At 64.4% G+C, this 14,565-nt stretch carries 12 protein-coding genes; 11 read left to right on the top strand and 1 reads right to left on the bottom strand.

Features of this window, described 5'->3' with window-relative positions:
* Positions 1 to 19 precede the first annotated feature (19 nt).
* Positions 20 to 1,021 (bottom strand): GNAT family N-acetyltransferase, encoded by a 1,002-nt coding sequence (locus ACYU8T_RS06270; protein WP_461158855.1) that lies wholly within the window; start codon positions 1,019 to 1,021, stop codon positions 20 to 22.
* Between the two features lie 50 nt (positions 1,022 to 1,071).
* Between ACYU8T_RS06270 and ACYU8T_RS06265 the strand changes: the two genes are divergently transcribed.
* The 11 genes from ACYU8T_RS06265 to xrtA all read left to right on the top strand — a co-directional run bounded on the left by ACYU8T_RS06265 (position 1,072) and on the right by xrtA (position 14,564).
* Positions 1,072 to 2,604 (top strand): acyl-CoA ligase (AMP-forming), exosortase A system-associated, encoded by a 1,533-nt coding sequence (locus tag ACYU8T_RS06265; protein WP_461159763.1) that lies wholly within the window; start codon positions 1,072 to 1,074, stop codon positions 2,602 to 2,604.
* Positions 2,601 to 3,833: a pyridoxal-dependent decarboxylase, exosortase A system-associated gene (locus ACYU8T_RS06260; RefSeq protein WP_461158854.1), complete on the top strand. Its 1,233-nt coding sequence runs from the start codon at positions 2,601 to 2,603 to the stop codon at positions 3,831 to 3,833. Before ACYU8T_RS06265 ends, ACYU8T_RS06260 begins: the two co-directional genes overlap by 4 nt.
* 133 nt (positions 3,834 to 3,966) lie before the next feature.
* Positions 3,967 to 4,611, top strand: a complete 645-nt coding sequence (locus ACYU8T_RS06255; RefSeq protein WP_097091422.1) for an XrtA/PEP-CTERM system exopolysaccharide export protein — start codon at positions 3,967 to 3,969, stop codon at positions 4,609 to 4,611.
* A gap of 1 nt (position 4,612) precedes the next feature.
* A complete protein-coding gene (locus ACYU8T_RS06250) occupies positions 4,613 to 6,130 on the top strand; it encodes an XrtA system polysaccharide chain length determinant (protein ID WP_201513726.1) in 1,518 nt (505 codons plus the stop codon).
* A gap of 11 nt (positions 6,131 to 6,141) precedes the next feature.
* Positions 6,142 to 7,059: an AAA family ATPase gene (locus tag ACYU8T_RS06245; RefSeq protein WP_461158853.1), complete on the top strand. Its 918-nt coding sequence runs from the start codon at positions 6,142 to 6,144 to the stop codon at positions 7,057 to 7,059.
* Positions 7,056 to 8,639 carry a hypothetical protein gene (locus ACYU8T_RS06240; protein WP_461158852.1) on the top strand — a complete coding sequence of 528 codons (1,584 nt, stop codon included), beginning with the start codon at positions 7,056 to 7,058 and terminating at the stop codon, positions 8,637 to 8,639. The genes ACYU8T_RS06245 and ACYU8T_RS06240 overlap by 4 nt, the downstream gene beginning before the upstream one ends.
* 19 nt (positions 8,640 to 8,658) lie before the next feature.
* Positions 8,659 to 9,882 (top strand): XrtA/PEP-CTERM system-associated ATPase, encoded by a 1,224-nt coding sequence (locus tag ACYU8T_RS06235; RefSeq protein WP_461158851.1) that lies wholly within the window; start codon positions 8,659 to 8,661, stop codon positions 9,880 to 9,882.
* A gap of 8 nt (positions 9,883 to 9,890) precedes the next feature.
* Positions 9,891 to 10,739, top strand: coding sequence for an XrtA system polysaccharide deacetylase (locus tag ACYU8T_RS06230; RefSeq protein WP_461158850.1), 849 nt, complete (start codon positions 9,891 to 9,893; stop codon positions 10,737 to 10,739).
* Positions 10,736 to 11,806 carry a FemAB family XrtA/PEP-CTERM system-associated protein gene (locus tag ACYU8T_RS06225; protein ID WP_461158849.1) on the top strand — a complete coding sequence of 357 codons (1,071 nt, stop codon included), beginning with the start codon at positions 10,736 to 10,738 and terminating at the stop codon, positions 11,804 to 11,806. The genes ACYU8T_RS06230 and ACYU8T_RS06225 overlap by 4 nt, the downstream gene beginning before the upstream one ends.
* The gene (locus ACYU8T_RS06220) at positions 11,803 to 13,032 is read left to right on the top strand and encodes a TIGR03087 family PEP-CTERM/XrtA system glycosyltransferase (RefSeq protein WP_461158848.1); all 1,230 of its coding nucleotides are present in this window, start codon (positions 11,803 to 11,805) and stop codon (positions 13,030 to 13,032) included. The genes ACYU8T_RS06225 and ACYU8T_RS06220 overlap by 4 nt, the downstream gene beginning before the upstream one ends.
* 26 nt (positions 13,033 to 13,058) lie before the next feature.
* Positions 13,059 to 14,564 carry an exosortase A gene (gene xrtA, locus ACYU8T_RS06215; protein ID WP_461158847.1) on the top strand — a complete coding sequence of 502 codons (1,506 nt, stop codon included), beginning with the start codon at positions 13,059 to 13,061 and terminating at the stop codon, positions 14,562 to 14,564.
* Position 14,565: the final 1 nt, after the last annotated feature.

Genomic DNA, 14,565 nt, shown 5'->3' with positions numbered 1-14,565 from the left:
CTACCTAGTCGTTCCGCTCCTAGCCCACAAGGGCGGAAATGGCTGTGCGGGCGGCGGGAAACCAGGTGGAGGCAAAACGGGGATTGAAGAAGTCGAGCCGATAGAGCGTCTGGCGCTCCTCCATCCATTCCGTTTTATAGGCATTGTCGCCGGTCCCATAGTCGATATGGCTGATCTTGTCGGCATCTATGGCGTGAGCGAACATGGCATGGCTGAGCAGCGTACCTGGGGACGCGCCATCGAAGGCCCTGTCGTGCGCGAGCTTGTGGATCAGGGCCGTGCCGTTTTCCACGGTCCAGAACTGCGTCGCCACGGGCTGACCCTTGAGGCGCGCGAAGCCGAGCCGCAACGTACCGGCGTCGGCCTCCCGCTCCGCCAAGGCGCGCAGGAAGGAAAGGCCGGGTTCAGGCTGTTTCCAGCTGCTCGCATGGACCGCCACATAATCCTGCCACAGCGCGTCGGTGACGTCATGGCGGATTTCGAAGGTGAAGCGGTTGGAGCGGGCCTTCCGATGGACCTGATTGCGCAAGCGGCTGGGGCGGTCGGCCCAGTAGGCCGCGAAGTCGCGGCCGTTGAGGTTTAGGACGTGGCGCCCGCCCATCGGACGACGCACGCCGAACCATCCGCTGCGGCGGAAGGCATCGAGCAGCAGGTCGGCGCTGTCCGCGACGGGATAGAGGTCGATATGGCGGCCCGTCTTGAACAAAATGGCGGCGAGAACCTCCACCAAACGCCGCTGTGTTTGCGGGTCGGGATCGCCGAGATAGACCGGTGCCCAAGCGAAACTGTACCAGTTGGCGAGCGCGCTCTGGCGATCGTTTGAGGGCGACAGCAGGAACAGCCAGGCTTCGTTCGCGCCTTCCTGCGCCTGAAGAATGCGGACGGGGTTGCTTGCAAGACAATGATGGTGGAGCGATTCGAACCAATCGATGCGGTCGAAGAGGGAAAGGGCGCGATCCATGCGGCCCGCCAACGCCAGCCGGGCTTCGGCGATCGTGCTATATTCCCTTGTGACCAGCAAATCATTATCTCCCCGGCACCGTCCCCACACCATAGGTGAAAAGTCTGGAAATGGAGTTAAGCAGCGCCACCCTGATCGATGGCGAGGAAGTTCGCCCGATTGACCACTTGCTGCTGCGTGGCGATCCGGCGCGCCCGGCGCTGGATGGCCGGTCGGGATCACAGAATTTCGCTGAACTGGAAGAGACGCTTGGCCGTCTGGCTGCATGGCTGGCGGGGTTCGGGCTTGAGAAAGGCGCGCGGGTCGCCAGCTGGATTGCGAAAGGACCGGTTGCTGCGCTGATGCCGCTTGCGGCGCCGCGTGCGGGCCTGGTGCATGTGCCGGTCAACCCGCTGCTGAAACATGCGCAGGTGGCGCATATTCTGGCCGACAGCGGCGCGCGGTTGCTGATTGGCTCGCCGGCGCGGCTGGATACCCTGGAGCCGGACGACCTGTCGGGTGACTGCCGCCTGTTGCGGGAGGAAGATGCAGCCGCGGCCATGAGTGGCGGGGATGGACTGCCGCCTTCTGAAGCAGGCCCGGATGATCTGGCGGCGATCCTCTACACAAGCGGATCGACCGGGCGGCCCAAGGGCGTGATGCTGAGCCACGCCAATTTGTGGCTCGGGGCGGTGAGCGTGGCCAGCTATCTTGGGCTTGGCGCGCAGGACCGGACGCTGTGCGTGCTGCCCTTCAGTTTCGACTATGGGCAGAATCAGCTGTTTTCGACCTGGTATGCGGGCGGCTGTGTCTATCCGCTCGGCTATCTGACGGCGCGTGACGTCATGAAGTCGGTAGACAAGCGCGACATCACGACGCTGGCCGGGGTGCCGCCGCTTTGGGTTCAGCTGACGGAGCTCGAATGGAAGCCGGAAGTGGCGGGAAAGCTCAAGCGCCTGACGAACAGCGGGGGAGCGCTGACGCGGCCGCTGGTGGCGAAACTGCGCAGCCTTTTTCCGCAGGCGGACCTCTATCCGATGTACGGCCTGACGGAGGCGTTCCGCTCGACCTACCTGCCGCCTGCGCTGGTGGACAGCCATCCGGATTCGATGGGGTCGGCGATCCCGTATGCGGAGATTTTGGTCGTGCGGCCGGATGGCAGCCTGACCGATGACGATGAAGCGGGGGAACTGGTTCATTGCGGGCCGCTCGTGGCGCAGGGCTATTGGCGGGATGAGGCACGTACGGCGGAGCGGTTCAAGCCTGCGCCGCCGTCCTCTCGCTATGGCGGCATTGCGGTCTGGTCCGGTGACACCGTGCGGCGCGATGAGCAGGGGCTGCTCTACTTCGTCGGCCGCGATGACGCGATGATCAAGTCTTCTGGCAACCGCATCAGTCCGACGGAGATCGAGGAGGCGGCCGTAGCCGTGCCGGGCGTTGCGGAAGCTGTCGCGCTGGGGATCAAGGATGAACGGTTGGGCCAGGCGGTGCTGCTGCTCATCCGATCAGTCGAGGCAGAGGCCGAGGCTTTGGTGGAGACAAGGTTGAAGACCGAACTGCCCAATTTCATGCAGCCACGGACGATTATCAGGCTGGCGGAATTTCCACGCACGCCCAATGGCAAGATCGACCGTATAGCTCTTGCCAAGGAATTTGATCGATGAAGCCGATGGGACCTGTTCCTCCCTTTTTCGAGGGTGAGGAAGGCATGTTGCTGATCGGCGGATGCGGCGCGGCGAGCCTGGTTGACGAAGCGGGAGATACGCCGCTGTTCGTGTACGACATGGGCATAGTCGAGCGGCAGGTGCGTGAATTGCGAGAGGCGATGCCTGCGCAACTGTCGATCCATTATGCGGTGAAGGCGAACCCCTATCCGGCGCTGCTGGAGCGCATGGCGCGGCTGGTCGATGGCTTTGACGTGGCTTCGGGCGGTGAACTGGCGCGTGCGCTGGAAGCAGGCATGGACGCCGCGCATGTGAGCTTTGCCGGGCCGGGGAAGCGCGATGATGAACTTGCCGCCGCGATCGACGCTGGGGTGACGCTGAACCTGGAGTCGGAGGGTGAGGCGCGGCGCGCGCTTGCGATTGCCGAGAAGCGCGGGCGGACGCCCCGACTGGCGGTGCGGGTCAATCCGGATTTCGACCTTAAGGGCTCGGGCATGAGGATGGGCGGCGGCGCAAAGCCTTTTGGTGTCGATGCGGATCGCGCAGCCGGGCTTGCCCGCACGCTGATCGATGCGGGGGCTGACTGGCGCGGCTGGCATATCTTCGCGGGATCGCAGGCGCTGGCGGCGGAAGCGCTGATCGAGACGCAGGCGGCGACTGTGGGATTGGCGGCGCGGCTTTCGGACGCCGTGGGCGTTGCGCCGCCGCTGGTCAATCTGGGTGGCGGATTTGGCATTCCCTATTTTCCGGGCGATCAGCGGTTGGACATCGCGCCGATCGGAGATGCGTTGGGCCAGACACTCCAGGCGCGGACCGACATATTAGCGGACAGTGAATTTGCGATGGAGCTTGGCCGCTGGCTGGTGGGCGAGGCGGGTGTCTATCTGACCCGTGTGGTCGATGTGAAGCAGAGCCAGGGCGAGACGTTCGTCGTGGTTGATGGCGGGCTCCACCACCAATTGGCGGCGAGCGGGAATTTTGGCACGGTGGTGCGGCGCAACTATCCGATGGCGGTGGCGAACCGTTACGGCGCATCGCCTGCTGAAGAGGCGGTGACGGTAGTTGGGTGCCTGTGCACGCCGATTGACAAGCTGGGGGACAAGGTCGCTCTGCCCCCCATGGTGGAAGGGGACCTGATCGCGATCTTTGCCGCAGGGGCCTATGGCGCGTCGGCGAGCCCTTCGGCCTTCCTCGGCCATCCGCCTGCACTCGAACTATTACTTGGCTGATATACCAATAGTTTGACGCCTAACCGTATCTTTACCCTTTGAAGGCAAGAAGAGGCCCAAAGCCCATCGCTTTGCGGCCGCTTCACCTCTCTGGCGGCTGTGCTTGCGTGCGGCCCTGTCATGAGGTGAAGATATGCGTTTCCTGTCGGTTTCCCGGGCTTTGATCGGCGCATCGCTGCCTGCTTTGGCGCTGTCGGGCTGCGCTTCGGGAGGCGGTGGACCCCAGTTGCCGCCAGCATCCTTCGTGGCGCAGCAGGAGGGGCCGGGCGAGGAATATGTGATCGGCCCGCTCGATGACCTCACCGTCTTCGTGTGGCGCAATCCGGAACTGGGCGCGAAGGTTCAGGTACGGCCGGACGGGCGCATCACGACGCCGCTGGTTGCCGACATGCCCGCCGTGGGCAAGACGCCCAAGCAACTGGCCGACGACATGAAGGTGGCGCTCACCAAATATATCGAAAATCCGCTGGTGTCGGTGATCGTCAACAATTTTTCTGGCACGTTCAGCCAGCAGGTGCGGATCGTCGGCGCGACCGAAAAGCCTGCCTCCATTCCTTACCGTGCAAACATGACGCTGCTTGACGCCATGATCTCCGTTGGAGGTCTTAGCGAATATGCGGCGGGCAACCGGGCGCGGCTCGTCCGCTTCAACAAGGAGCAGGGCAAGCAGCAGGAATTCAACGTCCGTATCGGCGATCTGCTGAAGCGCGGCGACAGCAAGGCGAACGTCATGCTGGCGCCGGGCGATGTCATCATCATTCCTGAAAGCATGTTCTGATATGGCGGGTCTCTACGACGAACTGCTGATCGCCCTTCATGGCATATGGACCCGGCGCTGGCTGGCGCTGGCCGTGGCATGGGGCGTGTGCATGCTGGGCTGGCTGGGCATTGCCCTGGTGCCCAACAGCTATGAGAGCAAGGCGCGCGTCTATGTGAACACGCAGTCGCTGTTGCAGGACAAGGTCGGCATCACGCAGGTCCAGTCGCAACAGGATCTGGACCGCGTGCGCCAGACGCTGGCGAGCACGGCGAATCTGGAGCGGGTGGTCAAGGAAACCGACCTCAACCAGACGATCAGCGGCCCGCGCGACATCGCGGCCAAGATCACGGCGCTGCGCGAAGGCATCACCGTGATGGCGCAGGCTGACCCGAGCATGATCGACATCAGCGCCAAGTCGGCGGATTCGAGCCTGTCGGACGGCGCCAATGCGCGGATCGCGCAGCAGGCGGTGCAGAAGCTGATCGAGATTTTCCAGGAAACCAACCTGTCCTCAGATCGGGTCGAGACCAGGCAGAGCCTTGCCTTCCTCGACCAGCAGATCGCGCAGCGTGGGCGTCAGCTTGCCGCCGCCGAGCAGCGCCGTGTCGAGTTCGAGCAGCGCTATGCGGGGATGCTGCCGGGTGCGGGGTCCATCGGCCAGCGCATGGACGCGGCGCGGATGGAGATCAACAATATCGAATCGCAGCTGGTGCAGGCGTCGAGCGCGCTGAGCGCCATGAACGGCCAGCTTGCCGGTACGCCGCAAGTGCTGCCGGGCGTTGGCGCGTCGGGCGGCCCTTCCGCGCTCGCACAGGCACAGGCGGATCTGGCCGGTATGCGCGCGCGAGGCTGGACCAGTGACCATCCCGACGTGATAGCGGCCCAGCGGCAGGTCGATGCGCTGCGGCGGCAGGGTGGCGGTAGCGGTGGGGCGGCTGGCTCGCCCAATCCGGCTTATCTGTCGATCAAGTCGATGCAGGCGGAACGCGCGGCGACGGTTCAGGCGCTGCAGACGCGCAAGGCGCAGCTTCAGGCTGACTTGAACGCCATGTCCTCACGCCAGACCGATGAACCGGGCCTTGCCGCCGAGCAGGAAAAGCTCGACCGCGACTATGAGGTGCTGAAGACCCAATATGACAAGCTGCTGGCCGACCGGGAGGACGTGCGCCTGCGCGGCGACGTGAAGACCGAGACGGGCTCTGTCCAGTTCCGCGTCATCAATCCGCCGAGCGCACCCACCGCGCCGGTCGCGCCAAACCGGCCGCTGTTGCTGCTGGGTGTGCTGATCGTCGGCATCGGTGCTGGCGTCGGCACCGCCTTTGCAATGGGGCAGCTCAAGGGCAGCTTCCCGACGGCGGCACGGCTGGAGCGGGCGGTCGGCCTGCCGGTCATCGGATCGATCACGCAGACGGTGAGCGCCGCGCAGAGGGCGGTCGAAAAGCAGCGGTTCAAATGGTTTGCCGGTGCGAGCGGGGGGCTGGCGGCGCTGTGCGTGCTGTTGATCCTCGTCGAATTCATCCAGCGCGGCATGGCCTGAGGAGCGGGACAATGAACAAGCATAGCTCGCTGTCCAAGGGTTCGCTGATCGAGCGGGCGACGGAGATCTACGATTTCAGCGCGGCCTTGCAGGGGCGTGCTGCTCCGGCGGTCGAGGTGCCTGCGGATGAGCCCATGCCGCCCGTGGTGGAGGTCGCCCGGCCGGTGACGCCGGATGCAGGACATCGCGCGCCGGATTGGCGCGGGCCGGTGCACAGCATCGATCGGATCACGCTCGGCGAAAATGGCTGGCTGGTGCCCGATGGGCCGGTGACGGCGATCAGCGAGGAATTTCGGCTGCTGAAGCGCGATCTTCTCGCGCAGTTGGGCGATGATCCACGCGGCAATCGCGTACTTGTCTGCTCAGCGCATAGTGGGGAGGGCAAGAGCTTCTGCGCGATCAACTTGGCGCTTAGCCTGGCAGCGGAGAAGGACCGGGAAATCCTGCTGGTCGATGCCGACTTTGGCAAGCCCGGCATTCCCGAGGCGCTCGGGCTGACGAGCGGGCCGGGGTTGATGGACGCCATCGTCGATCCGTCGATCGCGATCGAGGATTGCGTGATCCGTACTGACATTCCGTCCCTTGCCGTGCTGCCCGCGGGACAGCGCAGCAACAATGACACCGAATATCTGGCGTCCGCGCGGACGGAAGTGTTGCTTAGCCGTCTGACCGAGGGACGGCCGGACCGGATCATCCTGTTCGATTCGCCGCCTCTGCTTGCGGCATCGGCCGGTGCCGTGCTGGCGAGCCATGCCGCCATAGCCCTGTTGGTGGTGCGTGCTGACCAGACCAGCGAAAGCGCGCTGCGCGACGCGGCAGGCATGCTGAAAGCTGCGGGCCAGGTGCAACTGCTGCTGAACGGCGTCACCTTCTCGGCCACGGGCCGCCGCTTTGGCAGCTATTATGGCAAGGGGAGCGAGGACGCATGATGTTGCGTGCTTCCCTGGCGTTGCTGGGCGCGGTAGCGCTGGCTGCGTCGCCTGTGATGGCGCAGGAGCGGAAGGTCGATGTCACGCCTTATCTGGGCGTCGACCAGACCGTGCTCGTGCCGCTGAAAGGCGGCGGCGATGTCTTGACCTACACCAATGTGACGGCGGGACTGACCGCGCAATTGCAGACGCGCCGGGTCGAGGCGGTCGCAGATATTCAATATAATCACAGCTTCGGCTGGGGGCGTGAGGCCAGCGATCAGGATGTGATCAGCGGCATCATTTCGGGCCAGTATCTGGTCTCGCCAGGGCTGACGCTCAATGCGGGGGCGCTTGCCACCCGAATCCGCACCGATGGCCTGTCGGGTGCGGCGACGTTGAACGACAGCCAGACGAGCCAGGTCTATGCAGGCTATGTCGGCCCATCCTACGCGTCATCCTTCGGCGACATCGACATCACTGCCTCCTATCGCCTTGGCTATGCGCGGGTCGACGAAGATGTGAATGCCGACTTTGCCGGGGCGCCCGCTGTGGGCTCTTTCGCGGACTCCGTAACCCACAGCCTGGCTGGTTCGGTCGGCGTGGCGCCGGGTGTCTGGCTGCCGATCGGCATCGTGGCCAGCGCTGGATATGACCGGGAGGATGCGAGCGAACTTGATCAGCGGTTCGAGGATGCTTGGGGCCGCGTGGACGCTACGCTGCCGGTGTCCCCAACCGTCGCGATCGCCGGTGGCGTCGGCTATGAGAGGATCAAGATCAGCCAGCGCTCGCCCGAGTTGGATGTGAGCGGCGTGCCCATCATCCGCAACGGCCGCTATGTCACGGACGAGAGTTCGCCACGCGCGCTTATCTACGATTTTGACGACATCATCTGGGACGTTGGCGTGCTTTGGCGGCCCAGTCACCGCACCTCGCTAGAGGCGCGTGTCGGCGAGCGCTATGGCGGCATGACCTATAGCGGCAGCTTCGTCTGGGAGGGCCGGGGGCAGTCCTTCGCGCTGGTGGTGTTCGACGGCATCGACAGCTTCGGGCGGATCATCACGTCCAATGTCGCGGCGGTGTCCGGCAGCAGCCTGAATGTCGTCCGCAACCCCTTCACGGGCGACTTCACCGGCTGCGCCTTTTCGCAAAGCGGCGGCGGGCAGTGCTTCAACGATGCGTTGGCCGGAGTCACGGACGCGAACTTCCGCTATCGGGGCGTCGCTGCCCAATATGCGGCGCAGCGCGGTCCTTGGGGCGTCGGCGTCGGCCTTGGCTATTCGCAGCGCAAGTTCGTGACGCCTTCGGGCCAGACCGTGTTCGTGCGTGGGACGCGGGACCAGAATTGGTATGGCACGGCATCGCTCAGCTATGTCATCGACAGCCGTTCCAGCCTGGATAGCGCCATTTACGCGAACTATTTCGATGCGAGCGGCGCGCGGCTCGACGTGCTGAACCTGGGCGCGTTCACCAGCTACAACCGCCTCATCAACCGCAATCTTCAGGCATCCGCTTCGCTTGGGCTCGACAGCGCCAAGGCGGACGATCTGGATGCCGTCATCAACGCCATGGGCCAGGTCGGCCTGCGGTACAGCTTCTAATCGCGTCCGGAGACAAGAGATGTACGACCAGTTCTACGGATTTGAGGGCCGCCCGTTTCAGCTGACGCCCGATCCGCATTTCTATTTCGAAAGCGCGACGCACAGGAAGGCGCTGTCCTATCTGGGCTATGGCCTGGCACAGGGCGAAGGCTTCATCGTCATTACGGGCGACATCGGCGCGGGCAAGACCACGCTGGTCGGACATCTGATGGCGACGATCGACCCGGCGCGGCTGACCGCCGTAAAGATCGTGTCGACGCAGGTGGGCGGCGACGACATGCTGCGCTTGACGGCGCAGAGCTTTGGCTTGCCGACCGAGGACATGCCCAAGGCACAGATTTTGCGGCAGATCGAAGCCTTCCTGCATGGGCAGGCGCGGGCGGGACGACGGTCCTTGCTGATCGTGGACGAGGCGCAGAACCTGTCCGTTTCGGCCATCGAAGAGCTGCGCATGCTGTCCAACTTCCAGTTGGGCGGGCAGTCATTGTTGCAGATATTCCTGCTCGGGCAGCCGGAATTTCGCGACCTGCTGAAATCGGCGCAGCTGGAGCAGTTGCGCCAGCGTGTCATCGCAACTCATCATCTCGATCCGATGCAGCCCGAGGAGATCGAGCCTTATATCCTGCATCGCCTGTCCATCGTCGGATGGAATGGCGATCCGCATTTTACCCCGGACGCTTTCACGGCGATCTATGCCGCGACCGGGGGCGTTCCGCGCCGGGTCAATGTGCTCGCTAGCCGTGTGCTGCTGTTGGGAGCGCTCGACCAGTTGTCGGAGATCGATGCGGCAGCGGTGCAGGCGGTGATCGAAGATATGGGCGCGGACAGCGACGCGGCCGTGCAGCCGATGCCGTCATCCGTGCTGGATCGCGCGGAGGAAGCGCCTGCTGCGGCACCCGCTGCTGCGGCTGTGGCACCGCAGGCGGAACCTGCGCGCGAGACCTTGCGCGCTGAACTCAATGCGCTGCGGTCACGCCAGCCCGAGCCTTCGCCTGCGTTGATGGACGAGATTGCCGGGCTGCGTGCTGACGTCGAGGCGCTCCGGCTTGAGCAGGCCACCATGCAGACGGTCGATCCCGAGGCGCTGAAGGATTGTTTCACCCTGATCGAGGAGCGGCTCTCCGCACTGGAATTCCGTGTGGGTGAGCAGGATACTGCGCTGCGCCGCGTGCTGACGCTGCTGGTGGATTGGGTCGAACGTGAGCAGCGGATGGGCGACGCGCCGCACAGCGCTGCCGCCTGACCGCGATCATGGTGCTGAATGCCCTGTCGGTCGATGTGGAGGACTGGTTCCATGTCGGCGCCTTTGAGCAGACGATCAGCCGGTCTTCGTGGGACGGACTGACGCACCGGGTTGAGCGCAACACGGATGCCGTGCTGGCCCTGTTCGCCGAAGCAGGAGTCAGCGCGACATTCTTCACGCTTGGGTGGGTGGCGGAGCGCTATCCCGCGTTGATGCGGCGGATCGTGGAGGCGGGGCATGAAGTGGCGAGCCATGGCTATGACCATGCGCGGGTCTTCACGTTGAGCCCGGACGCGTTCCGCGCCGATTTGCGACGGTCGCGCGCCCTGTTGGAGAATGCCAGCGGGCAGCGCGTCACCGGCTATCGCGCCCCGAGCTTTTCGATCGATCATCGCACCCCCTGGGCGCATGGCATATTGGCGGAGGAAGGCTACCGCTATTCGAGCAGCGTCGCGCCCATCCGGCATGACCATTATGGCTGGCCTGAATCGCCGCGCTTTGCCTGGCGGCCGGTGGCGGGGCAGGAGTTGCTTGAGCTGCCAGTGACGACAGCCGAGTTTGGCGGGCGGCGGCTCGCGGCTGGCGGCGGAGGGTTTTTCCGGCTGCTGCCTTATGGCTTTTCGCGCTGGGCCATCCGGCAAGTGAATGGGCGGGAGCAACGGCCTGCGATCATCTATTTCCATCCGTGGGAGATCGATCCCGATCAGCCGCGCGTCGCCGGAGCACCGCTCAGGTCGCGGCTGCGCCATTACAGCAACCTGTCGGTCATGGCGGACAAGTTGCGGCGGCTGACCGCTGATTTTGCCTGGACGCGGGTGGATGCGCTGGTCGCTCGCGAGGCGGAGCGCGCGGCATGAGGCTGGATGGTGGGGCCGGTGTGGGCGTGGTCGCGCTGGACCTGGATGATGCGGCACAGGTTGCCGCGGCGGATGCCTTCGTGAAGGGCAGCGCGGACGGGACGCCCTTCCATCGGCCCGCCTGGATCAAGGCCGTCGAGCGGGGGACGGGCAATCGTGCATATATGCTGGCCGCAGTGGCTTCGTCCGGGCAGATTGCTGGACTTCTGCCGCTCACGCATATGAAGAGCCGCCTATTTGGGGAGGCTTTGGTGTCTTCGGGCTTTGCCGTCGACGGCGGGATATTGGCTGGCGATCCTGCCATCCATTCGGCACTTGCTTGCGCAGCTGAAGGGCTCGCGCGCGCTCGTCGGATTGGTTCGGTCGAACTGCGTGGGGGCTCGTCGCCGGGCGAGCCTTGGAGCGTGCACGAAGGAAGTCATCTCGGCTTCGTCCGTCCGATCGCGCCGGATGATGAGGCGGAACTGCTCGCCGTGCCGCGCAAGCACCGTGCGGAACTGCGCAAGGCACTGGCTAATCCGGCGCTGCGGGTCGAGGTGGGGCGGGACCAACGTCTCGCGCAGGCACATTATGATGTTTATGCGCAGAGCGTGCGTAATCTCGGGACGCCGGTCTTTCCCAAACGCCTGTTTCGCGAAGTGCTGGCGGCGTTCGGCGAGGACGCGGATATTTTGATCGTTTATGAAGGCGACCGGCCGGTTTCGGGAGTGCTGACGCTTTACCATCAGGGGCGGGTCATGCCCTTTTGGGGCGGCGGTGTCGCCGATGCGCGCCGGCTGCGTTCCAACGAACTGATGTATTATCGGCTGATGAGCCACGGGCGGACGCGCGGCATGCGCATCTTCGATTTCGGGCGATCCAAGACGGGGAGCGGGCAGGCCGCATGGAAGAAGAGCTTCGGTTTCGATCCCGTGCCGCTCGCCTATCACAGCTGGTCGGCAACGGGCGAACGGCGCGATATAAACCCCAATAGCGCGCATTATCAGCGCCGCGTGGAGATGTGGAAGAAGCTGCCGCTGCCCATCGCCAACCTGATCGGGCCGTTGATCTCTCGGGGGCTGGGATGACGGGCGAGATCCTCTTCCTTTGCCACCGCATTCCTTTTCCGCCCGATCGGGGCGACAAGATCCGTTCCTACCACATATTGAGGCGGCTTGCGGAGATCGGGCCTGTGCATGTCGGCTGCTTTGCCGATGATGATCGCGATCTGAGCTTCGCACCGGCCATGGCTGACATGACGGCGAGCCAGTGCGTGCTGAAGCGGGACCGGTCCCGCGTCATGGCTGGGCTTGCCGGGCTTGCGAAGCGGCAGTCGATGCTGGTGTCCCTGTTCGATGACCCGCGCCTGCATCGATGGGTGCGGAAGACTTTAGCGGAGCGGCCGATTGCGGCCGTGATGGGATATTCGGTGCAGATGGCGCATTTCGTGCCCGATCTTCCGGAGGGCGTCCGCTTCGTCATGGACTTTGTCGATTTCGACTCCGCCAAATATGCGAGCTATGGCGCGGCAGGCGGCGGGCCCATGGGGTGGATCAACCGGCGCGAAGGACGCGTGCTGCTTGAGTTTGAGCGTGCCACAGCCGCACGCGCCGACATCAGCGCTTTTGTGAGCGAAGCGGAGGCCGCGCTGTTCCGGGCCGCGAGCGGCCTCGACACGGTGCGCGTTGCTGGGATGGATAATGGCGTTGCGCTGGAATATTTCGATCCGGCGGCAGATTTCGACCCGGTCCCCAAGCCTGGCAGCCCACTCATCGTGTTCACAGGACAAATGGACTATAGGCCCAATATCGAGGCGGTGGAGAGCTTCGCGCGCGGCAGCTTGCCGGCCTTGCGGGTCCTGCATCCTGAAGCTTGCTTTGCCATTGTCGGGCGCAATCCCGCTCCGCAGGTGAGCGCCTTGTCTCAACTCCCCGGAGTCGTCGTGACCGGTGCGGTGCCCGATGTTCGCGGCTGGCTGGCGGCGGCGGATATCGTCGTTGCGCCGCTGCGGATCGCTCGCGGAATACAGAATAAGGTGCTGGAGGCGATGGCCATGGCCCGGCCGATCGTCGCGTCACCGCAAGCAGCCGAAGGCATCGACGCGCAGGACGGAGTGCATTTTCTCATCGCGGCTGATCCTGCCGAAGAGGTTGACAGGATTTGCGCGCTGCTTGCCGATCCCGAACGTGCCCGGCGGTTGGGTGACGCTGCCCGCTCGCGCGTAGAGCAACGTTACAGGTGGGATGAAACGCTGAAGAACTTGCCGGAGATGCTGTTCGGCCCTTCGCCCGCCAAGGGCATCCTTGCCGCGTGACCGACGGGACGTTGCCCCTGCCTCAAATGCGTAGCGTCGGCGCGGAAGGTTGGCGGGGGCATCTTGCCGTGCTGGGCGTTGTGGCGTTGCTGATCCTCACGCTCTTTCATCGCGACGTGGCCGGGATGGTATCGATTTGGTGGAATGCCTCCACTTTCGGCCATTGCCTCTTCATTCCGTTCCTGATCGCATGGCTGGTGCAGCAGAGACTTCCCGGTTTGCGACAGCTTCGGCCTGTCGCCTGGGCCCCCGGATTGTTCTGGATGGCGTTGGGCGGATTCGCCTGGCTACTTGGAGCGGCGGCGGGCGTAGCGTTGTTCCGCCATGCCGCGATCATCCTGATGTTGCAGGGTGGCGTTGTCACGCTGCTAGGTCCTGCCGTGGCGAGAGCGCTGCTATTCCCTCTTTTCTATGCCTTCTTCATGATTCCGGTGGGGGAGGAACTGGTCGCGCCGCTGCAATTGATCACGGCGCGGCTCTGCATGTTCTTTCTCGGGATCGTGGACGTGCCCGCGCATCTCGATGGCATCTTCATAACGACGCCGACCGGATATTTCCGGGTTGCGGAAGCCTGTTCGGGCGCGAAGTTCGTAATCGCCATGACCGCCTATGGCGTGCTGGTCTGCAATGTCTGCTTTTCAAGCTGGGTGCGCCGTATCCTCTTCATGGTGGGCGCGCTGCTGCTGGCGGTGTTGGCCAATGGCTTGCGAGCCTTCGCGACCATATGGGTGGCGCATCTGACGAGCATCGAGACCGCTGTTGGCTTTGACCATGTCATATATGGCTGGGTCTTCTTTGCGATCATCATGGTTGTGGCGATGGCGGTGGCGTGGCCATTCTTCGATCGGCGGCCGGGCGACCCCTGGTTCGATCCCGCCAAGCTTCGCGCTACAGCCCGCGGACGCCTTCCGCTCATCGTCGCAGGCGGTACGGCTAGCGCGTTGGTACTGGCCCCGCCCGTTTGGCTGATAGTGAGCGCGGCGGTAAGCAAGCCGCTGCCCGCTGCGCCGCTACTGCCTCCGGTCAAGGGTTGGGTTCTGACTCCCGTCCAGCCCAGCTACCCTTGGAGGCCGCGATTTGATGGAGCGGACTATCTTGTCCTTGGCCGCTACCGGAATCCGGCGGGAGAGGTGGTCGACCTCGCCATCGCCACCTTCGATCGGCAGGATGAGGGGCGCGAGCTTGTCGGCTTCGCTCAGGGCGTGGTCGATCCCGATCAGCGCTGGTCATGGTCGTCCCCTGCGCCCGCTCCCGCCAATGGCCGGGGCGAGCAGATCACTGCACCTGGCCCGGTGGTCCGCCACGCGGTCAGCTTTTACAAGGTCGGAGACGCCGCTGTGACGGGCAGCGCGCCGCGCGTGAAGATCGACACGATGTTCGCCCGGCTGCTTGGCCGCGATCAGCGAGCGGCTGCCATCATCGTTTCGGCCGAAGAGAGGCGGGGCAAGCCCGCTGATCCCGCCATCGCCCTGTTCCTGCAAGACATTGGCGATGTGAAGGATTTGGCTGACCGCAGCCTCGGCATCCGCTAAA

It is taken from the genome of Sphingobium sp. TomMM35A, assembly GCF_054771735.1.
The sequence above is the reverse complement of the archived record's forward strand: the minus strand, read 5'-3'. Positions and strand labels throughout refer to the sequence as shown.

Bases quoted from the DNA above. Each gene is read 5' to 3' on its own strand.
- ACYU8T_RS06265 (WP_461159763.1), top strand. From the start codon at position 1,072: ATGGAGTTAAGCAGCGCCACCCTGATCGATGGCGAGGAAGTTCGCCCG.
- ACYU8T_RS06260 (WP_461158854.1), top strand. From the start codon at position 2,601: ATGAAGCCGATGGGACCTGTTCCTCCCTTTTTCGAGGGTGAGGAAGGC.
- ACYU8T_RS06255 (WP_097091422.1), top strand. From the start codon at position 3,967: ATGCGTTTCCTGTCGGTTTCCCGGGCTTTGATCGGCGCATCGCTGCCT.
- ACYU8T_RS06250 (WP_201513726.1), top strand. From the start codon at position 4,613: ATGGCGGGTCTCTACGACGAACTGCTGATCGCCCTTCATGGCATATGG.
- ACYU8T_RS06245 (WP_461158853.1), top strand. From the start codon at position 6,142: ATGAACAAGCATAGCTCGCTGTCCAAGGGTTCGCTGATCGAGCGGGCG.
- ACYU8T_RS06240 (WP_461158852.1), top strand. From the start codon at position 7,056: ATGATGTTGCGTGCTTCCCTGGCGTTGCTGGGCGCGGTAGCGCTGGCT.
- ACYU8T_RS06235 (WP_461158851.1), top strand. From the start codon at position 8,659: ATGTACGACCAGTTCTACGGATTTGAGGGCCGCCCGTTTCAGCTGACG.
- ACYU8T_RS06230 (WP_461158850.1), top strand. From the start codon at position 9,891: ATGGTGCTGAATGCCCTGTCGGTCGATGTGGAGGACTGGTTCCATGTC.
- ACYU8T_RS06225 (WP_461158849.1), top strand. From the start codon at position 10,736: ATGAGGCTGGATGGTGGGGCCGGTGTGGGCGTGGTCGCGCTGGACCTG.
- ACYU8T_RS06220 (WP_461158848.1), top strand. From the start codon at position 11,803: ATGACGGGCGAGATCCTCTTCCTTTGCCACCGCATTCCTTTTCCGCCC.
- xrtA (WP_461158847.1), top strand. From the start codon at position 13,059: ATGCGTAGCGTCGGCGCGGAAGGTTGGCGGGGGCATCTTGCCGTGCTG.